Source organism: Luteococcus sp. H91, from assembly GCF_038433135.1.
Classification (GTDB): Bacteria; Actinomycetota; Actinomycetes; order Propionibacteriales; family Propionibacteriaceae; genus Luteococcus.
The window spans coordinates 1-18,549 of sequence record NZ_JBCDMV010000004.1 but is presented as its reverse complement, the minus strand read 5'-3'; the positions used below and the strand labels follow the sequence as shown (position 1 = coordinate 18,549).

At 68.7% G+C, this 18,549-nt stretch carries 18 protein-coding genes; 17 read left to right on the top strand and 1 reads right to left on the bottom strand.

Features of this window, described 5'->3' with window-relative positions; genetic code table 11:
* The first annotated feature begins 18 nt into the window (after positions 1-18).
* The 9 genes from AAEX57_RS03215 (at position 19) to pheT (ending at position 7,994) form a co-directional block, all read left to right on the top strand.
* The gene (locus AAEX57_RS03215) at positions 19-429 is read left to right on the top strand and encodes a PH domain-containing protein (protein WP_342091193.1); all 411 of its coding nucleotides are present in this window, start codon (positions 19-21) and stop codon (positions 427-429) included.
* A gap of 39 nt (positions 430-468) precedes the next feature.
* Positions 469-954 (top strand): hypothetical protein, encoded by a 486-nt coding sequence (locus AAEX57_RS03210; protein WP_342091194.1) that lies wholly within the window; start codon positions 469-471, stop codon positions 952-954.
* Between the two features lie 65 nt (positions 955-1,019).
* The gene (locus tag AAEX57_RS03205; RefSeq protein WP_446721085.1) at positions 1,020-1,472 is read left to right on the top strand and encodes an SseB family protein; all 453 of its coding nucleotides are present in this window, start codon (positions 1,020-1,022) and stop codon (positions 1,470-1,472) included.
* A gap of 299 nt (positions 1,473-1,771) precedes the next feature.
* A complete protein-coding gene (gene infC / locus AAEX57_RS03200; protein ID WP_342091196.1) occupies positions 1,772-2,470 on the top strand; it encodes a translation initiation factor IF-3 in 699 nt (232 codons plus the stop codon).
* Positions 2,471-2,582: 112 nt separating this feature from the next.
* On the top strand, positions 2,583-2,789 hold the full coding sequence (gene rpmI / locus AAEX57_RS03195; RefSeq protein WP_342091197.1) for a 50S ribosomal protein L35: 207 nt from the start codon (positions 2,583-2,585) through the stop codon (positions 2,787-2,789).
* 124 nt (positions 2,790-2,913) lie between these two features.
* Positions 2,914-3,285: a 50S ribosomal protein L20 gene (rplT, locus tag AAEX57_RS03190; protein ID WP_342091198.1), complete on the top strand. Its 372-nt coding sequence runs from the start codon at positions 2,914-2,916 to the stop codon at positions 3,283-3,285.
* Between the two features lie 59 nt (positions 3,286-3,344).
* Entirely contained in the window at positions 3,345-4,148 is an 804-nt protein-coding gene (locus AAEX57_RS03185) for a TrmH family RNA methyltransferase (RefSeq protein WP_342091199.1), read from the top strand.
* Positions 4,149-4,359: 211 nt separating this feature from the next.
* On the top strand, positions 4,360-5,472 hold the full coding sequence (gene pheS / locus AAEX57_RS03180) for a phenylalanine--tRNA ligase subunit alpha (RefSeq protein ID WP_342091200.1): 1,113 nt from the start codon (positions 4,360-4,362) through the stop codon (positions 5,470-5,472).
* Positions 5,469-7,994, top strand: a complete 2,526-nt coding sequence (pheT, locus tag AAEX57_RS03175) for a phenylalanine--tRNA ligase subunit beta (protein WP_342091201.1) — start codon at positions 5,469-5,471, stop codon at positions 7,992-7,994. Before pheS ends, pheT begins: the two co-directional genes overlap by 4 nt.
* Before the next feature lie 137 nt (positions 7,995-8,131).
* Here pheT and bioB read toward each other — a convergent pair whose 3' ends face one another.
* Positions 8,132-9,172 (bottom strand): biotin synthase BioB, encoded by a 1,041-nt coding sequence (gene bioB, locus AAEX57_RS03170; protein WP_446721083.1) that lies wholly within the window; start codon positions 9,170-9,172, stop codon positions 8,132-8,134.
* A 136-nt stretch (positions 9,173-9,308) separates the two neighbouring features.
* Between bioB and AAEX57_RS03165 the strand changes: the two genes are divergently transcribed.
* From AAEX57_RS03165 to tyrS, 8 genes are all read left to right on the top strand, one after another.
* Positions 9,309-9,851, top strand: a complete 543-nt coding sequence (locus AAEX57_RS03165; RefSeq protein WP_342091202.1) for a TetR family transcriptional regulator — start codon at positions 9,309-9,311, stop codon at positions 9,849-9,851.
* A 57-nt stretch (positions 9,852-9,908) separates the two neighbouring features.
* Positions 9,909-10,955: an N-acetyl-gamma-glutamyl-phosphate reductase gene (gene argC / locus AAEX57_RS03160; RefSeq protein WP_342091203.1), complete on the top strand. Its 1,047-nt coding sequence runs from the start codon at positions 9,909-9,911 to the stop codon at positions 10,953-10,955.
* Positions 10,952-12,157, top strand: a complete 1,206-nt coding sequence (gene argJ, locus AAEX57_RS03155) for a bifunctional glutamate N-acetyltransferase/amino-acid acetyltransferase ArgJ (protein WP_342091204.1) — start codon at positions 10,952-10,954, stop codon at positions 12,155-12,157. The genes argC and argJ overlap by 4 nt, the downstream gene beginning before the upstream one ends.
* Positions 12,154-13,119 carry an acetylglutamate kinase gene (gene argB / locus AAEX57_RS03150; RefSeq protein WP_342091205.1) on the top strand — a complete coding sequence of 322 codons (966 nt, stop codon included), beginning with the start codon at positions 12,154-12,156 and terminating at the stop codon, positions 13,117-13,119. Before argJ ends, argB begins: the two co-directional genes overlap by 4 nt.
* Positions 13,120-13,124: 5 nt before the next feature.
* Positions 13,125-14,360, top strand: coding sequence for an acetylornithine transaminase (locus AAEX57_RS03145; protein ID WP_446721086.1), 1,236 nt, complete (start codon positions 13,125-13,127; stop codon positions 14,358-14,360).
* Positions 14,357-14,842, top strand: coding sequence for an arginine repressor (locus AAEX57_RS03140; RefSeq protein ID WP_342091207.1), 486 nt, complete (start codon positions 14,357-14,359; stop codon positions 14,840-14,842). The genes AAEX57_RS03145 and AAEX57_RS03140 overlap by 4 nt, the downstream gene beginning before the upstream one ends.
* Positions 14,843-15,082: 240 nt before the next feature.
* A complete protein-coding gene (gene argH / locus AAEX57_RS03135; RefSeq protein ID WP_342091213.1) occupies positions 15,083-16,498 on the top strand; it encodes an argininosuccinate lyase in 1,416 nt (471 codons plus the stop codon).
* A 168-nt stretch (positions 16,499-16,666) separates the two neighbouring features.
* Complete coding sequence (gene tyrS / locus AAEX57_RS03130) at positions 16,667-17,929, top strand: tyrosine--tRNA ligase (RefSeq protein ID WP_342091208.1); 1,263 nt, start codon at positions 16,667-16,669, stop codon at positions 17,927-17,929.
* The last annotated feature ends 620 nt before the right edge of the window (positions 17,930-18,549 follow it).

Genomic DNA, 18,549 nt, shown 5'->3' with positions numbered 1-18,549 from the left:
CGCTCCAGACCGGCGTTGATGATGGGCAGTGTCATGTCCATCGTGCTGCTGGTCTTCTCCTTCGGTCTGTGGTTCGCCCTGGGGCCGGAGCTGAGGGCGCTGTTCACCATGCCGCAGATCCTGACGCTGTTGTTCTTCCTGGCCGTGATGATCGGGATGATGATGTCGGTGGGAATGAGCACCATCGTCGTGACCGACCAGGGGCTGATGGTCCGCAATGCCTTGTGGACCCGACGCTTCCCCTGGTCGGAGGTGGTGGGCGTGCACATGGGCGGCGGCGACCCGTGGGCCTACATCAGGTTGGCCCCCACCCTGGAACATCCGGAGGGGCGCACCCAGCTGGCGTTGGCCATCCAGCGCTCCGAAGGGGCCATGGCCGAGGAGCGAATCGCCCAGTTGCAGGCCCTGATTGCCCGCCACCGCCCCTGATTGACGCATCCACGGCGAAGGCTGTGCCAGCATGGAGCCATGCCCTCCATGAATGTCCTGGTGATTGCCGTCACCGTCATCCTCTGCCTGCTGACCCTGTTCTGGACCTGGACCCGCTGGTCCATGGGCCATGGCGCCCGCGTGCTGCTGCGTGGCGTCGGCGTGCTGCTGATGCTGATCGGCATCTACCTCAGTGGCCTGATGGGGCTGGCCGGCAATGGCGCGCGCTCCATCTACGACTGGGCGCAGCGCACCGCGATGAGCAATCTGATGCTGGTCGGATTCGCCACCGCCGGCGTCGGCCTGCTCTTCTGGCTGATCGGCACCATCCTCAAGCCGCGTAGCCGCGAGCAGGCCAAGGCCGCCCGGCTGCAGCGCAGCGGTGGGGTCTCCGGCTCGCGTGGCACCCAGGCCGTCGCGCCGCAGGCGCAGCCGCAGCAGCAGACCCGCAAGCCCGCGGCCGCACCCGTCGCGGATGACGACGACGAGGTCAACGCGATCCTGAACAAGCACGGCATCGAGTGAGCGATCAGCACGGCGTCGCCCACGGCCAGCGGCTGGCCCAGCCCAATCCCGCCTTCAAGGGGGATCTGGGTCATCCCGATCCCGCCGTCCGGCAGGCGCTGGCCACGGCCGGCGACCAGCTGGGCTACCTGCGGGCCGTCGCGACGCTCTGCACCGCGCGGCTGCTGATGCCGATCGTGGCCAGCGGCGACGACTCGATGGACGGCCCCGATCCGCAACGGCACGCGGAGATGGCGGCGGTCACCGTCGCCAGCGCGACGGGGGAGCGAGCCCTGCTCGCCTTCACCGGGATCGACGCGTTGACGCTCTGGCGCGCCGACGCCCGCCCGGTGCCCTGCACGCTGGACGATCTGGCCGCCACCGTCACCGAGACCGGCGCCAGTCACCTGCTGCTGGACATCGCCGGACCGACGCCCTTCGAGCTGGGGCCGGAGCTGGTGACCGAACTCGCCCAGGGGCACCGCCTGGTGGAGGTGGAGCCCGGTCAGTTCGGTTGGATGTTCCTGGCCGAGGAGTGACTTGCCCCCTGGGCTGGCCGAGTCCGTCGAGCCGGATTTCGTCCCAGGGTAGATCGTGGGATAACATGTTCGAGATTGGTCGCGCTTCGTGCGTCGACCGTACAAGTGGAGGCCTGACCTCCCACCCGACCGGGTTCGGCTCGGCGGGTCGGTACCCACCGTCATCGGTGGCATTGCCCGCACGCGGGCAATGCCCGGATCGACGGTCGTCAGGCTTCCGCACGCGCGGGAGCCTTTTCTGGTTCTCCGGGCGGTGTGCGGGCGACGAGGGCTGCGCCCGATCACCCAGATTTCAAACCTTGGAGGACCACATCAGCAACGAACCTCGCATCAACGAGCGGATCCGTGTTTCGGAAGTCCGTCTGGTCGGCCCTGCCGGCGAACAGGTGGGCATCGTGAAGATCGACCAGGCGCTGCAGCTTGCTCGGGAGCACGACCTGGACCTGGTTGAGGTGGCCCCGATGGCCCGTCCGCCGGTGGCCAAGCTCATGGACTACGGCAAGTTCAAGTATGAGAACGCGCAGAAGGCCCGCGAGTCCCGTCGCAACCAGACCAACACGGTCATCAAGGAAATGAAGCTTCGTCCCAAGATCGACGAGCACGACTACGAGACCAAGAAGGGTCACGTCGTCCGCTTCCTCAAGGCCGGGGACAAGGTGAAGATCACCATCATGTTCCGCGGTCGTGAGCAGTCCCGCCCTGAGCTGGGCTTCAACCTGCTCAAGCGGCTGGCCGAGGACGTCACCGAGTTCGGCTTCATCGAGTCGGCGCCCAAGCAGGACGGGCGCAACATGCTGATGGTGCTCGGCCCGACGAAGAAGAAGACCGAGGCACGCGTCGACGAGAAGGCCGAGCGGGATCGCCGGATGGCCGAGCGCGCCGCGGCCCAGGAGGCGGAGCGTCAGGCCGAGGCCGAGCTGCGCGCCCAGCACCAGCCGTCGGCCACGAAGAAGAAGCGTGGCCCGGCCGACAACATGGATCCCGACATCGATCTGTGACAGACCACCGGGGACGTCCCGCCGGACGGCCCCAATCCGAACCGGGCAACCGGTTCACCCGCTGCAGCAGCCTGTGGCGGGCCACCTGAAGAAGATGAATGGAGCGGCAACCATGCCGAAGATGAAGACGCACTCCGGTGCCAAGAAGCGCGTGAAGGTCACGGGCAGCGGCAAGCTCTCGCACCGTCAGGCCGGCAAGCGCCACCTGAACGAGCACAAGCCGACCAGCCGTACCCGTCGCCTGTCGACCGACCAGGTCCTGCAGGGCGCCGATGCCAAGAAGATGCGCAAGCTTCTCGGCAAGATGAAGGGCCGCTGATCCACCGCTGGCTCGTCCAGTACCCGCCGGTTTCCCCGGACCACCGCCGCAGGCACGCGGCACCACGTACTTCGGCCCCGACGATCACGTCGCGAGGGTCGGCACACACAGCAAGGAGTAAGACATGGCACGCGTCAAGCGTTCTGTGAATGCGCAGAAGAAGCGCCGCGAAATCCTCGAGCAGGCCTCGGGCTACCGCGGCCAGCGTTCGCGCCTGTACCGCAAGGCGAAGGAGCAGGTCCTCCACTCGATGACCTACTCCTACAACGACCGCCGCAAGAAGAAGGGCGACTTCCGTCAGCTCTGGATCCAGCGGATCAATGCCGCGGCTCGCGCCGAGGGCATGACCTACAACCGCTTCATCAACGGCCTGAAGAATGCCGGCGTCGAGGTGGACCGCAAGATGATGGCCGAGCTGGCCGTGAGCGACCCCAAGGCCTTCGCTGCCCTGGTGGAGATCTCCAAGGCGAACCAGCCGGAGCAGGCCGCGGCCTGATCCACCCCGTCGGCCGATCACATGCCGCCGCCTCCGCGCGGTTGCGTTAGTGTTTCGGCATGACTTCTGACGAGCCGAGCGCACTACCCCTGATTTCCCGGGGGCAGCAGCGCTCGGCTCGTCGTTTGTTGGCCCGCCGGGAACGCGACGAGCAGGGCCTCTTCCTGGCCGAGGGTGCGCAGGCGGTCCGGGAGGCGCTGCGCCGTCCCGAGCTGGTGGAGGCGGTGATCGTCGACGACGAGCAGACCCACGCCGAACTGCTGGCGATGGCCGATCCGCAGGTCTGCTGGAAGGCCCACCCCGACGACATGTTCCAGCTGAGCGACACCGTCACGCCGCAGGGCGTGGTGGCGATCTGCCGTCAGGATCTGGCCCATCTGGACGAGATCATCACGCCCAAGCTGGTGGTGGTCTGCGCCCAGGTGCGCGACCCGGGCAATGCCGGCACCGTGATCCGCTGCGCCGACGCCTTCGGGGCGGATGCGGTGGTCTTCACCAAGGGCTCGGTGGAGGTCTTCAACCCCAAGACGGTGCGCGCCACCGTGGGCAGCATCTTCCACCTGCCGATCGTGGTCGGGGTGGAGATCGGTGACGCGGTCACCTGGCTGCACCAGCAGGGGATGCAGGTCTTTGCCGCCGACGGTGGCGGGGCCCATCTCGACGAGTTGGCCGGTGACCTGGAGAGGCCGACCGCCTGGATCATGGGCAATGAGGCCTGGGGCCTGCCTGAAAGGGAACGCAGCCTGGCGGACAAGGTGGTGGGTGTCCCGATGTGGGGCCAGGCCGAGAGCCTGAACCTGTCGACGGCGGCCGCGGTCTGCCTCTATGCCACCGCCAGTGCCCAGCGTCGCGTCGCTGGCTGACGCTGATACCCCGACGGGTGCCCCGGGCGGTGCTGATATTCTCGGCCACATGATGGGACGTCGATTTCTGAGCCCCCGGCCGGGTGACGGTCGTGGGGAGGCTCGTCGGCGTCGCAACGCCAGCTGACCTACGCGGATGTCCTTGGTCGGGGGTGAGCCCCTGATGTCACCACCGGGCATTTCCTGCCCGAAGCCCAGAGAAGAGGAGCCCATGAGCGGCCCGAACACGAACTATGACCCCGTCCAGGTGACGCCCTTGAAGGCCGAGCAGGTGGAGCAGATGGTCGCCGACGCGCTGGCCGCCATCGAGGCAGCCAGCACCACCGCCGAGCTGAAGCAGGCCCGGATCGACCACAACGGCGACCGGTCGCCGATCGCCCTGGCCAATCGCGAGATCGGCGCCCTACCGCCGCAGGCCCGCAAGGAGGCCGGCGCCCGGGTCGGCAAGGCCCGCGGCACCATCAACCAGGCCGTCGCCGCCAAGGAGAAGGTGCTGGCCGCCGCCGAGCTGGAGGCCCAGCTGGCCGCCGAGACAGTCGACATGACCCTGCCGGTCAGCCAGCACGCCCCCGGCGCGCTGCACCCCGTCACCGCCCTGATGGAGAAGATGGCCGACGTCTTCGTCTCGATGGGTTGGGAGGTCGTCGAGGGCCCCGAGGCGGAGGCCGAGTGGTACAACTTCGACGCCCTGAACCTGCACCCCGAGCACCCGGCGCGGGCCCTGCAGGACACCCTGTGGATCGATCCCGTCGAGAACGGTGCCCTGTTGCGCACCGCCACCAGCCCCGTGCAGATCCGCACCCTGCTGGAGCGCGACCTGCCGGTCTACGTGGTCAGCCCCGGCAAGGTCTTCCGCGCCGACGAGTACGACGCCACCCACCTGCCGGTCTTCCACCAGATCGAGGGTCTGTGCGTTGACAAGGGCATTTCCATGGCCCACCTGAAGGGCACGCTGGACCATTTCGCCCAGGCGATGTTCGGCGACGACATCCGCACCCGGATGCGCCCCCACTACTTCCCCTTCACCGAGCCCAGCGCCGAGGTGGACGTGGAGTGCTTCGTCTGCCGCGGCGAGAGCGTCGGCAACCCGTCGCGACCCTGCCGCACCTGCCGCAGTGAGGGCTGGATCGAATGGGGCGGCTGCGGCGTGGTCAACCCACGCGTGCTGGCCGCCTGCGGCATCGACACCGAGGTCTACTCCGGCTTCGCCTTCGGGATGGGCGTCGACCGCTCCGTGATGACCCGCAATTCCGCCCCCGACCTGCGCGACTTCGTCGAGGGTGACATCCGTTTCAGCCGTTCGCTTGTTGGAGGAGCACGATGAAGGCCCCCGTTTCCTGGCTGCGCGAGCTGGTCAGCCTGCCCGACGACCTGACCACCGACCAGCTGGCCGCCGCCCTCACCCGCGCCGGGCTGAACGTGGAGCGCGTCGAGACCATCGGCGGCGAGGTCTGTGGACCCGTCGTCGTTGGCCGGGTGCTGACCATGAGTCCCGAGCCGCAGAAGAATGGCAAGACGATCAACTGGTGCCGGGTGGATGTCGGCGACGAGCACAACGAGCCCGCCGGCACCGACAAGGACGGCACGGAGCTGCCCGCGGGCCGCGGCATCGTATGCGGCGCGCACAACTTCGCACCCGGAGACCTGGTGGTGGTGGCCCTGCCCGGCGCCGTGCTGCCCGGCGACTTCGCCATCGCCGCCCGCAAGACCTACGGCCACGTCTCCGACGGCATGATCTGCGCCGCCGACGAGTTGGGCGTCGGCGAGGACCACAGCGGCATCATCGTGCTGCCCACCGAGCTGGACGGCCGTCCGCTGACCCCGGGCATGGAGGCCATGCCGCTGCTGGGCGGCGGGGAGGCCGTGCTGGACGTCGACGTCACCCCGGACGTCGGCTACTGCCTCAGCCTGCGCGGCCTGGCCCGCGAGGCCGCCCAGGCCACCGGCGTCCGCTTCACCGACCCCTACGGCCGGCCGCGCCCCGGGACCAGCACCGACGGCCACCCGGTGCGGATCGAGACGCCCAACTGCTCCACCTTCGTCGCGCTGACCGTCACCGGGATCGACCCGAGCGCCCCCAGCCCGCAGTGGATGGTGCAGCGGCTGGAACGCAGCGGCATGCGCAGCATCTCGCTGGCCGTCGACGTGACCAACTACGTGATGCTGGAATCCGGCCAGCCGCTGCACGCCTACGACGCTGACAAGCTGACCGGCGAGATCGTCGTCCGGCAGGCCACGCCGGGGGAGACGCTGGTCACCCTGGACGACGTCACCCGCACCCTCGGCGACGACGACATGCTGATCACCGACGGCTCCGGCCCGATCGGCCTGGCCGGTGTGATGGGCGGGCAGAACACCGAGGTGACCGAGCAGACCACCAACATCGTGCTGGAGGCCGCGCACTTCGATCCGCTGGCGATCGGCCGGACCCATCGTCGGCACAAGCTGCCCAGCGAGGCCTCCCGCCGCTTCGAGCGCGGTGTCGACGTCGCGGTGGGCCATGCCGCCGCGCGCCGCGCCGCGGACCTGCTGGTGGAATTCGGCGGTGGCACACTGCAGGCCGCCGAGACGGTGGTCGGCGAGGTGCTGGCCATGCCGCAGCAGCACATCGCCGCCGACCTGCCCGCCAGGATCCTGGGCACCGAGGTCTCCCGGGAGCAGGTGATCGACATCCTCACCGCCTCCGGCGTGCACGTCACCGCGATGGCCGACTCGCTGACCCTGGTGCCACCGACCTGGCGGCCCGACCTGGTTGACCCCTACGACTACGTCGAGGAGGTGGGGCGCAAGATCGGCTTCGACGTGATCCAGGGCATCGTGCCCACCGCCCCGATCGGGCGCGGCCTGTCCAAGGCCCAGCAGGGGCGCCGCGCCGTGCTGCGCGCCATCGCCAACCTGGGCTTCGTCGAACTGATCAGCCTGCCCTTCGTCAGCGAGGAGCAGATCGCCAGGATCGCGCCCGACGCCGACGATCCGCGCCGCGACCTGGTGAAGCTGGCCAATCCGCTGGACGACACCCACGGCCACCTGCGCTCCAGCCTGCTGCCGGGGCTCTTCCAGGCGATCGCCCGCAACACCTCCCGTAGCCAGGACGATCTGGCGCTGTTCGAGCTGGGCCGGGTCTTCCTCAAGGGGGAACCGACGCCCGCGCCGCGGCCCAGCGTCGCCCAGCGCCCGAGCGCCGCCGACCTGGCCGGCCTGCAGGCGGCGCTGCCGCAGCAGCCAGTGATGGTGGGCGGCGTGGTCTCCGGCACCTGGGCCGGCGCCGGCTGGCAGGGGCCCGCGGTGAAGGCCGACTGGACGCATGTCGTCGCGCTGGCCGAGGCTGCCGCGGCCGCCGTCGGGGCCCGGATCACCCGTCGCAATGCGGCGGTGACGCCGTGGCATCCCGGCCGTTGCGCCGAGCTGCTGGTGAACGGCGAGGTCTTCGGTTGTGCCGGTGAGCTGCACCCGCAGGTGATCAAGGCCTTCGGCCTGCCCGAGCGCACCTGCGCCGTCGAATTCGACCTGGAGGTACTGCTCGAGGCCGCTCCCGGCGCCGGATCGATCGCCCCGCTGTCCAGCTTCCCGCTGGCCAAGGAGGACGTCGCGCTGGTGGTGGACGAGTCGGTGGCCGCCGAGGAACTGCGCCGGGCTCTGGTTGAGGGCGCGGGGGAGTTGCTGGAGAGCTGCCAGCTCTTCGACATCTACCGCGGCCCGCAGATCGGCGACGGCAAGAAGTCGCTGGCCTACTCGCTGCACTTCCGCGGGGCGGACAAGACGCTGAAGGACACCGAGAGCGCCGCCGCCCGCGACGCCGCGGTGAAGCTCGCGGCCGAGCGCTTCGGGGCTGCGCTGAGGCAGTGACCCAGCCGCTCGGCTGAGCTTGGGCACAGAGGTGACCACGGCGGCTAAGCCTGTCGAGGCATCGACGAGCGGGCCCCGATCTCCGGTGAGGAGATCGGGGCCCGCGTCGTTGTCGAGGGGGCGCCTTGGCGTCCGGGTCAGACGTTGGGGGCCAGCTGGGTGCCCGCGCCGCGACGACGGATCGGCACCTGGGTGTGCTCCAGCCGCTCGGCCGGGCTCTCCTGGCCCTCGACGACGAAGCCGGCGTCGGCAATCATCTGCAGGTCGTCCTGACCGGCCTGACCCTCACTGGTCAGGTAGTCGCCCAGGAAGATCGAGTTCACCAGCTCCAGCGCGGTGGCCTGCAGGCTGCGCAGGTGCTGCTCGCGGCCGGCCGCGGCGCGCACCTCGGTGTCCGGGTGCACCAGCCGCACCATCGCCAGGATCCGCAGGCATTCCAGCGGCTGCAGGGTCTTCTGACCCTCCATCGGGGTGCCGTCGAAGGGCAGCAGGAAGTTCACCGGCACCGAATCGACGCCCAGCTCGCGCAGCGCGAAGATCGCCTCCACCAGCTGCTCCTTGCTCTCACCCATGCCGGCGATCAGGCCGGAGCAGGGGGACATCCCGGCGCCCTTGACCTTCTCGATGTTGTCCGTACGGTCCTGGTAGGTGTGGGTGGTGCAGATGTCGGTGTAGTGGCTCTCCGCAGTGTTCACATTGTGGTTGTAGGCGTCGGCGCCGGCGGCGCGCAGCTTGGCGGCCTGCTCGTCGGTGACGAAGCCCAGGCAGGCGCAGACCTCCACCTCGGGGTGGTTGGTCTTGATGTTCTCGATCATTCCGGCAACCTTCTCGGTCTCCCGGTTCGACGGGCCGGTGCCGGAGGCCACCATGCAGACCCGCTTCACGCCGCTGGCCAGACCAGCGGTCACCACGTCGTTGACCTCGTCGTCCTTGAGCCAGGTGTACTTCAGGATGTCGGCCTCGCCGCCCAGCCGCTGTGAGCAGTAGCCGCAGTCCTCGGCGCAGCGGCCCGACTTCAGGTTCACCAGGTAGTTCAGCTTGATCCGGTTGCCGAAGAACTTGCGACGCACCTGGCTGGTGGCCGCCACCAGGCCGAAGACCTCGTCGTCACGGCAGTTCAGCACCTCCAGCGCCTGTTCGGGGGTGATGGACTCACCGGCGAGTGCGGTGCGTGTCATAGAGTCGAGATCCACGATTCCTCCAGGGGTCGGGCTTGGCCTGCAACGGCGGTGTTGAGAAGCACGGTGTTGAACGGTGTTCAATGGACGGTGTCACGTTAGCGCGTGACCAGTTCCGATGAAAGTGGGGGGTTCCATGAGTCTGGATCGCGACGAGGTGATCGCGGCCGCCGTCACGATCCTCGACGACTACGGTCTGGGTGACCTCTCGATGCGTCGGCTGGCCGACGCGCTGGGGGTGAAGGCCGGGGCGTTGTACTGGCATGTGGCCAACAAGCAGAGCCTGCTGGCAGCCGTCGCCGACCGGATCCTCGCCGAGCTGCCCGATCCGGATCCGGCGCTGGATGTCCGCGCCGCGTTGACGGTCTGGGCGCATGGGCTGCGACGGGTACTGCTGGGCCATCGAGATTCCGCGGATCTGGCGGCCACCGCCCTGGCCAGCGGCCTGTGCGAGCATGATCCGCTGACCGGCGTCGTGGCCGTGCTGGCCCGCGACGATTCCGCCGAGCGTGCGGCCTGGGGAGCGCGGGCCCTGCTCCACCTGGTGCTCGGGCACGTCGCGGAGGAGCAGAACATTGCGCTGTTCGCCCAGCTGGGCAAGCTCGACGGCGCGCCCGGCAACCAGGATGCCGCCTTTGCGCACGCCGTCGACGCGCTGGTGGCGGGGCTGCTGCGCTGACCGCTGCGCACGCGAGATGGACGGAATACTTATTCCATCTGTGGCATAGTTATGCCTATGACGTTCACAGTGGCAGTTGCCGGGTGCACCGGCTACGCCGGCGGTGAGGTGCTGCGCCTCCTGCTCGGCCATCCCGAGATCACCATCGGAAAGCTCACCGCCGGCTCCAGCGCCGGCTCGCGCCTGGGCCAGCACCAGCCGCACCTGTTGCCCCTGGCCGATCGAGAGGTGCTGCCCACCACGGCGGAGAACCTGACCGGTCACGACGTCGTCTTCCTGGCCCTGCCGCACGGCACCTCCGGCCCGGTCGCCGAGCAGATCGCCGCCCTCCCCGGCGGTGACCGGGTGTTGATCATCGACTGCGGTGCCGACTTCCGGCTGGAATCGGCCGAGCAGTGGGTCAAGTACTACAAGTCCGAGCACGCCGGCACCTGGCCCTACGGCCTGCCGGAGATGCCGGGCCAGCGGGAACTGCTGAAGGCCACCCAGCGGATCGCGGTGCCCGGCTGCTACCCGACCGCCACCACGCTGGCGCTGCTGCCGGCCCTCACCCGTGGCCTGGTCACGGGGCAGGACGTCGTGGTGGCCGCGGCCTCGGGATCCTCCGGCGCCGGCAAGGCCCCCAAGCCCAACCTGCTGGGCGCCGAACTCTTCGGTTCGGCCAGCGCCTACGGCGTCGGGGGAGTGCACCGGCACGTCCCCGAGCTGCTGCAGAACTTCGCCAAGCTGGGCGGGAGCAATCCCAGCGTCAGTTTCACCCCGTTGCTGGTGCCGATGGCCCGCGGCATCCTGGCCGTCGTCACCGCGCCGGTGAAGCCGGGCGTCACCGCCGCCGACATCCGCGAGGCCTACGTCGACGCCTATGCCGGTGAGCCCTTCGTGCACGTCCTGCCCGACGGCCAGTGGCCGCAGAGCCAGCACATCGTCGGCAGCAACGCCGTGCACGTGAATGCCACCCTTGACGCCGACGCCGGCCGCCTGGTGGCCGTCGGCACGCTGGACAACCTGTGCAAGGGCACCGCCGGCGGCGCCATCCAGTCCATGAACATCGCCCTGGGCCTCGACGAGGCCACCGGGCTCAGCACCATCGGAGTCGCCCCATGACCAGCAAGCCGCAGTTCTCCATGGATGACTACACCCCGGACCGCTCCGGCAGCGTCACCACCCCCAAGGGCTTCTCCGCGGCCGGTCTGGCGGCGGGCATCAAGGAGTCCGGCAATCCCGATCTGGCGCTGGTGGTGAACAACGGCCCGCTGCAGGACGCGGCCGCGGTCTTCACCAGCAACCGGATCTTCGCGGCGCCGGTGCAGTGGAGCCGCGACGTGTGCGCCGACGGCGTCCTCAAGGCGGTCGTGCTCAACTCCGGTGGCGCCAATGCCTGCACCGGCAAGGAAGGCTTGGCAGATGCGGTGAAGACCGCCGTTCAGGTGGCCTCCGGGCTGGACTGCGCCGTCACCGACGTGGCGGTCTGCTCCACCGGCCTGATCGGTGTCCGGCTGCCGATGGACAAGCTGCTGCCCGGCGTTGACGCCGCCGTCGCCCAGCTCTCCGTGCAGGGCGGCCCCGATGCCGCCGCGGCGATCATGACCACCGACACGGTGCGCAAGATGGCGTCGTGGACCAGCCCCGACGGCTGGTCGATCGGCGGCATGGCCAAGGGCGCTGGCATGCTCGCCCCCGCCCTGGCCACCATGCTCGTCGTGCTCACCACCGATGCCGACATCAAGCCGCTGGCCCTGGACAAGGCGCTCAAGCAGGCCACCAGCGTCTCCTTCGACCGGGTGGATTCCGACGGCTGCCAGTCCACCAATGACACCGTGATCCTGATGTCCTCGGGTGCCAGCGGGTCCGCCCCCAATCCCGACGAGTTCGCCGCCGCCCTGAGCGCGGTGTGCAAGGACCTGGCGATGCAGCTCCTGGCCGATGCCGAGGGCTCGTCACACGACATCGCCATCACCGTCAAGAACGCCGCCACCGAGGTCGATGCACTGGAGGTGGCCCGCTCGATTGCCCGCAACAACCTGTTCAAGTGCGCCATCTTTGGCAATGACCCCAACTGGGGCCGGGTGTTGGCCGCGGCCGGCACCACTGGTGCCGCCTTCGAACCGGAGGCGATGGACGTCTACTTCAACGGTGTTTGCGTCTTCCGGCAGGGCGGGCTGGGGGAGGACCGCAGCCTGGTGAAGCTCGATGACCGGCAGGTGGACGTCGTGCTGGACCTGAACCACGGCAGCCACACCGCCACCGTGTGGACCAATGACCTCACCTATGACTACGTCAAGGAGAACGCGGAGTACTCGTCATGACCCACAAGCGCACGGTGGACACCGAGGCCCTGGTCAGCAAGGCCAGCACCCTGATCGAGGCCCTGCCCTGGCTGGCGCAGTATGCCGGCAAGGTGGTGGTGATCAAGTACGGCGGCAATGCGATGATCAACGAGGAGCTCAAGCACGCCTTCGCCGAGGACATCGTCTTCCTGCGACGCTGCGGTGTGCGCCCCGTGGTGGTGCATGGCGGCGGTCCGCAGATCAGCTCCATGCTCAAACGACTCAACATCACCAGCGAGTTCAAGGGCGGCCTGCGGGTCACCACCCCCGAGGCCATGGATGTGGTCCGGATGGTGCTGGTCGGCCAGGTCGGCCGGGAACTGGTGGGCCTGATCAACCAGCACGGCCCCTTCGCCGTCGGCATGTCCGGCGAGGATGGCGGTCTGTTCACCGCCAAGCGCAAGGGCACCGTGATCGACGGTGAAGATGTTGATCTTGGTCTGGTGGGTGACGTCGCCAGCGTCAACCCCGCCGCGGTGCAGGACCTGATCGACGCCGGGCGGATTCCCGTCGTCGCCACCGTCGCCCCGGACCGGACCGGGGCCGTGCACAATGTGAATGCCGACACCGCCGCCTCCGCCCTGGCCGTCGCGCTGGGCGCCGAACGCCTGGTGATGATGACCGACGTCGCCGGACTGTACGCCGACTGGCCCAATTCCGACGAGGTGATCACCCAGATCACCGCCACGGAATTGCACGAGCTGCTGCCCAGCCTGGAATCCGGCATGCGGCCGAAGATGGAGGCCTGCCTGCGCGCCGTCACCGGCAAGGTGCCGCGCGCCACCGTGATCGACGGTCGGGTGCAGCACTGCCTGTTGCTGGAGATCTTCACCGACGACGGCATCGGGACGATGGTGATGGCCGACCCCGACAAGCGGGTCGGCAAGGTGATGGCCGACCCCGCAAAGCCAACCAAGCAAGCAAAGAAGGGCGCCAAGTGAGCCAGATTGTTCCCACCACGGCCCAGAACCAGCTCACCCAGGCCGATCTCACCAGCCGCTACGGGCAGGTGATGATGAACACCTTCGGGGCCCCCAAGCGGGTCTTCGTCCGCGGTGAGGGCGCGCACGTCTGGGATGCCGACGGCACCAAGTACCTTGACCTGCTCGGCGGTCTGGCCGTCAACGCCCTGGGCCACGCCCACCCCGCCGTGCTGTCCGCCATCACCAGCCAGCTCTCCACCCTGGGCCATGTCTCCAACTTCTTCGCCACCCCGGCGCAGATCGCCCTGGCCGAGAAACTGGTTGCGATGGCGACGGTCAATGACCCCGGTGCCCAGGCGCGGGTCTTCTTCGCCAATTCCGGCGCCGAGGCCAATGAGGCCGCCTTCAAGGCCACCCGGCTGACCGGCCGGAGCAAGATCATCGCGATGGAGGGCGCCTTCCACGGCCGCACCATGGGCGCCCTGGCGATCACCGCCAATCCCAAGTACCGCGAACCCTTCGAACCACTGCCCGGCGAGGTGATCTTCGTCCCCTACGGTGATCTTGCAGCGCTGCGGGCCGCCGTCGACGACCAGACCGCCGCCGTCGTGCTGGAGACGGTGCAGGGCGAGAATGGCGTCGTGCCCGCGCCCGACGGCTACCTGGCCGCCGCCCGGGAACTGGCCACCGTCCACGGCGCCCTGCTGTGGATCGACGAGGTGCAGACCGGGATCGGGCGCTGCGGCGACTGGCTGGCCAGCAGCGCCAGTGGCGTGACCGCCGACCTGGTCACCCTGGCCAAGGGGCTGGGCAATGGCTTCCCGATCGGCGCCTGCATCGCCACCGGCCGGGCCGCCGGGCTGCTCAGCCCCGGCCAGCACGGCACCACCTTCGGCGGGAATCCCGTCGCCGCCATCGCCGGCCTCGCGGTGATCGGCGTGATCGAACGCGACGGTCTGCTGGAGCACGCGCGGCGGATGGGGGAGCACCTGGCAGCCGCCGTCGAGGCGCTCAACCATCCCGCGATCGGCCAGGTTCGGGGCGCCGGACTGCTGCGCGGCATCGTGCTGACCGACGACCGTGCCGCGGCCGTCAGCGACGCCATGCTGGATGCCGGTTTCATCATCAACGCGCCCCGGCCCGACGTGCTGCGGATCGCGCCGCCGCTGATCGTCACCGCCGAGCAGCTCGACTCCTTCGTCGCCGCCCTGCCGGCGGTGCTCGACGCCAATGCCCCCGGTGGGAGAGCCGGCCGATGACCACCCGCGCCAGCCGACAGGCCCGGATCCTTGCCCTGGTGGAGTCTCGCGAGGTCTCCAGCCAGAGCGAGCTGGCGGAATTGCTGGCCGCCGAGGGGATCACGGTCAGCCAGGGCACCCTGAGCAAGGACCTGCTGGAGATCGGCGCGGTACGCATCCGCGGGCCCAAGGGGAACCTGGTCTACGCCGCCCCCGGCACCGAGACGGCGCCCGATGCCAGCGGGCTGGAGGCCAGGCTGGCCAAGCTCTCCCAGGAGGTGCTGCTGGGAGCCGATGCCTCGGCCAACATGGTGGTGCTGCGCACCCCGCCCGGCGCCGCCCAGTACTTTGCGTCGGCGATCGACAAGGTGGCGTGGAGCTCCATTCTGGGCACCATCGCCGGGGACGACACGGTGCTGCTGGTGACCCGCAATCCCAAGGGGGGCGAGGCCCTGGCAGCCCGGTTCATGAGTATGGGCGGGGGCTCCGGCGCCCAGCCCTGATGCCATGGGCCATGGCCCCCGAGACCAGCCCAACCACGGTCCCCGAGACCAGCCCAACCACGGTCCCCGAGACCAGCCCAACCACGGTCCCCGAGCCTGTCGAGGGGTGGGAACGCACCTTTCGCTCCAGGGACCGGCGGTGGGCCGCCGACCAACCAACCGTCGCTCGCTACGATCGACCAGACACCCGAAACCACAGGAGATGCCGTGAACACCAAGGACGAGGGCCACGCCGAGGGAATGCTCTGGGGAGGCCGCTTCGCCGGCGGTCCGGCCGAGGCGATGTTTGCCCTGAGCAAGTCCACCCACTTCGACTGGCGACTGGCCCGGCATGACCTCGCGGGATCGGTCGCCCATGCGCATGCCCTGCACCGGGCCGGGCTGCTCACGGACCAGGAGCACGAGGACCTGGTGGCCGGGCTGGGCACCCTGAACCAGCGGGTGGCCAGCGGCGAGTTCACCCCTGCGGCCAGCGACGAGGACGTGCACGGCGCCCTGGAACGCGGCCTGGTGGAGGTCGTCGGGTCGGAGCTGGGTGGGCGGCTGCGCGCCGGCCGATCCCGCAATGACCAGATCGCCACCCTGATCCGCAGCTACCTGCGCGAGGAGCTCCGGGTGATTGCCGCCGAGGTGCGCGAGGTGGTCGAGGCACTGCATTCCCAGGCCAGCAAGCACCTCGGCGACCCGATGCCCGGACGCACCCACCTGCAGTCCGCCCAGCCGCTGCTGCTCTCCCACCACCTGCTAGCCCACGCCTGGCCGCTGTTACGAGACATCGAGCGGATCACCGATCTGGATCGTCGGCTGGCGATCTCGCCCTACGGCTCGGCCGCGCTGGCCGGCACCTCGCTCGGGCTCGACCCGCAGGCCGTAGCAACGGACCTGGGCTTCGCGGGTTCCGTGCCCAATTCGATCGACGGCACCGCGGCCCGTGACCTGGTGGCCGAGGCCAGCTATGTGCTGGCACAGATCGGCGTCGACCTCTCCCGGGTCAGCGAAGAGGTGATCCTCTGGTCCACGGTGGAATTCGGCTTCGCCAAGCTCGACGACGCCTGGTCCACCGGCTCGTCGATCATGCCCCAGAAGAAGAATCCCGACGTCGCCGAACTGGCCCGGGGCAAGTCCGGACGCCTGATCGGCAATCTCACCGGTCTGATGGCCACCTTCAAGGGTCTGCCGCTGGCCTACAACCGGGATCTGCAGGAGGACAAGGAGCCACTCTTCGACGGGCTGGACCAGTTGCACATGCTGCTGCCCGCCATGGCTGGGATGCTCGGCACGCTGGTCTTCCAGGCCGACCGAATGGCCGAACGTGCCCCGCAGGGCTTCAGCCTGGCCACCGACGTCGCCGACTGGCTCGTCCGGCAGCGCGTGCCCTTCGCCCAGGCACACGACATCTCCGGCAAGGCCGTGCAGTACTGCGAGGGCAAGGGGATCGAGCTGTTCGACCTGACTGCCGACGACCTGCCGCGGATCGACGAGCACCTCACCCCCGAGGTGCTGGACGTGCTCAGCGTGGCCGGCTCGATCAATGCCCGCAACGGCCGGGGAGGCACAGCGGAGAGCTCGGTGCGCGACCAGTTGGAGGAATGCACCCGGGTGCTGGACGGCCTGATGGCCAGCCTCGACGGTTGGAGCCCGGTGCGCGCCTCCTGACCCACCCGCCCATGGGCGGCCGAGTTCGGCGGAGCCCTCGACAGGTGACCATCAAGATCCGGCTGCGCTCGCGGGCGCGGAGACGACCACGATGGCCGAGCCTGTCGAGGCCGCTCGAAGGGGACAGTCGGTCGAAGGGCACCAGCCCGGTCGACTAGTGTTGGCCGGGTGAATGCTGTCCTGGATGAACTCAAATGGCGGGGGCTGGTCTACCAGTCCACAGACGAGGCCGCATTGGCCGCTCATCTCGATGAGGGGCCGGTCACCGGCTATGTGGGCTTCGACCCGTCCGCCCCGAGCATCCACTTCGGCAACCTGGTGCAGCTGATGGTCTGGCGCCACCTGCAGGCCGCCGGCCACAAGCCGCTGCTGCTGGTGGGCGGCGCCACCGGTCTGATCGGCGATCCGCGGATGTCCAGCGAGCGCAACCTCAACCCCAAGGAGGTCGTCGAGGAGTGGGTGGAGCGGATCCGCGCCCAGGTCACCAAGTTCGTCAGCTTCGACGGCTCCAATGCCGCCGAACTGGTCAACAACTACGACTGGACCCAGAACATCTCCACGCTGGACTTCCTGCGCGACGTCGGCAAACACTTCAGCATCAACCGGATGCTCGCTCGCGACGTGGTGGCCAGCCGGCTCGAGTCCGGGATCAGCTACACCGAATTCAGTTACATCCTGCTGCAGTCGCTGGACTACCGGGAGCTCTACCGCACCAAGAACTGCACCCTGCAGACCGGGGCCTCCGACCAGTGGGGCAACATCTCGTCGGGTGTGGAACTGATCCGACGCAGTGATGGCGGCAAGGCCCACGGCCTGTGCACCCCGCTGCTGACCAAGGCGGACGGCACCAAGTTCGGCAAGACCGAGAGCGGCACGGTCTGGCTGGATCCCACGATGACCTCGCCCTATGCCTTCCACCAGTTCTTCCTGAATGCGGAGGACGCCAAGGTGGTGGACTACCTCAAGGTCTTCAGCCCGCGCAGCCGCGACGAGATCGACCAGCTCGACCACCTCACCCAGACCGAGCCGCACCGTCGAGCCGCCCAGAAGGCGCTCGCCGACGACGTGACCGATCTGGTGCACTCGGTTGCCGAGCGGGAGGCCGCGGTCGCGGCCGCTGCCGCGCTCTTCGGCAGGGGAGAGCTGTCCGAACTGCCGTCCAGCACCCTGGCTGCGGTGATGGCCGAGGTGGGGGTCACTCCCACGGAGGGCCCGGAGCTGCCCACCATCGTCGACGCACTTGCCCTGGCCGGCGTGGTCACCTCCAAGGGGGCGGCCCGACGAGCAGTGGCCGAGGGCGGTGCCTACCTGAACAACCAGAAGGTGACCGACCCGGATCAGCGCCTGACCCCGGCTGACCTGCTGGACGGCCGGTTCGCGCTGCTGCGTCGCGGCAAGAAGACCTTGGGTGCCCTGGACTTTGGGAACTGACTGCTCCAGTCACGTTGACTAGGTAGATCGCGCTGTGGTGAATGTCACCCCAGCGCGATTTGCACGTCTGCGGGCGGCTGGGTAATGTAGTCCAAGCCTCGTCGGTGAGACGGACGGCCCGGAGACGGGACGGACGAACCGAGAGGTCACTCCACTCCAACGAAGCCTTGGGCATCACTGCGTCCGCGTCTGCGGCCACAGCGGTCCCTGGGCAGGTCCTGGACGACGAGTGAAGGTGCCGAAGCTCGTTTTGACGAGTCGAGGCAAACCTCATAAAGTAGTCCGAGTCGCCAAAACGACGACAAGTTCTACGGAGCATGGATTCGAAGCAAGAGATTCTTCGGAAAAGTGCTCCAGATCCACGAAATCGGATTTGACTCCGAGTGACTGGGTCACTAAAGTAGAGCGAGTCGCCAGGAGCGACGGGAGAGTGCCAAAAGGCGATCTCCGGCCGGAGAAAGTCCGAGTTTGACACTCGGAACTGATCCGGTAGGCTTGATCGAGTTGCCCCAAGCGGAAGACCGGATGGTTGGATGTGCGGGTTGTGCCCGAAACTTGAGAACTCAACAGCGTGTCTAAAGTCAATGCCAAGTTTTACCCGTGGCTATTGCAGTGGATCC

Excerpts from the sequence above, each read along its gene's own strand:
- AAEX57_RS03215 (WP_342091193.1), top strand. The coding sequence starts at position 19 with ATGATGGGCAGTGTCATGTCCATCGTGCTGCTGGTCTTCTCCTTCGGT.
- AAEX57_RS03210 (WP_342091194.1), top strand. The coding sequence starts at position 469 with ATGCCCTCCATGAATGTCCTGGTGATTGCCGTCACCGTCATCCTCTGC.
- rpmI (WP_342091197.1), top strand. The coding sequence starts at position 2,583 with ATGCCGAAGATGAAGACGCACTCCGGTGCCAAGAAGCGCGTGAAGGTC.
- rplT (WP_342091198.1), top strand. The coding sequence starts at position 2,914 with ATGGCACGCGTCAAGCGTTCTGTGAATGCGCAGAAGAAGCGCCGCGAA.
- AAEX57_RS03185 (WP_342091199.1), top strand. The coding sequence starts at position 3,345 with ATGACTTCTGACGAGCCGAGCGCACTACCCCTGATTTCCCGGGGGCAG.
- pheS (WP_342091200.1), top strand. The coding sequence starts at position 4,360 with ATGAGCGGCCCGAACACGAACTATGACCCCGTCCAGGTGACGCCCTTG.
- pheT (WP_342091201.1), top strand. The coding sequence starts at position 5,469 with ATGAAGGCCCCCGTTTCCTGGCTGCGCGAGCTGGTCAGCCTGCCCGAC.
- bioB (WP_446721083.1), bottom strand. The coding sequence starts at position 9,172 with ATGACACGCACCGCACTCGCCGGTGAGTCCATCACCCCCGAACAGGCG.
- AAEX57_RS03165 (WP_342091202.1), top strand. The coding sequence starts at position 9,309 with ATGAGTCTGGATCGCGACGAGGTGATCGCGGCCGCCGTCACGATCCTC.
- argC (WP_342091203.1), top strand. The coding sequence starts at position 9,909 with ATGACGTTCACAGTGGCAGTTGCCGGGTGCACCGGCTACGCCGGCGGT.
- argJ (WP_342091204.1), top strand. The coding sequence starts at position 10,952 with ATGACCAGCAAGCCGCAGTTCTCCATGGATGACTACACCCCGGACCGC.
- argB (WP_342091205.1), top strand. The coding sequence starts at position 12,154 with ATGACCCACAAGCGCACGGTGGACACCGAGGCCCTGGTCAGCAAGGCC.
- AAEX57_RS03140 (WP_342091207.1), top strand. The coding sequence starts at position 14,357 with ATGACCACCCGCGCCAGCCGACAGGCCCGGATCCTTGCCCTGGTGGAG.
- argH (WP_342091213.1), top strand. The coding sequence starts at position 15,083 with ATGCTCTGGGGAGGCCGCTTCGCCGGCGGTCCGGCCGAGGCGATGTTT.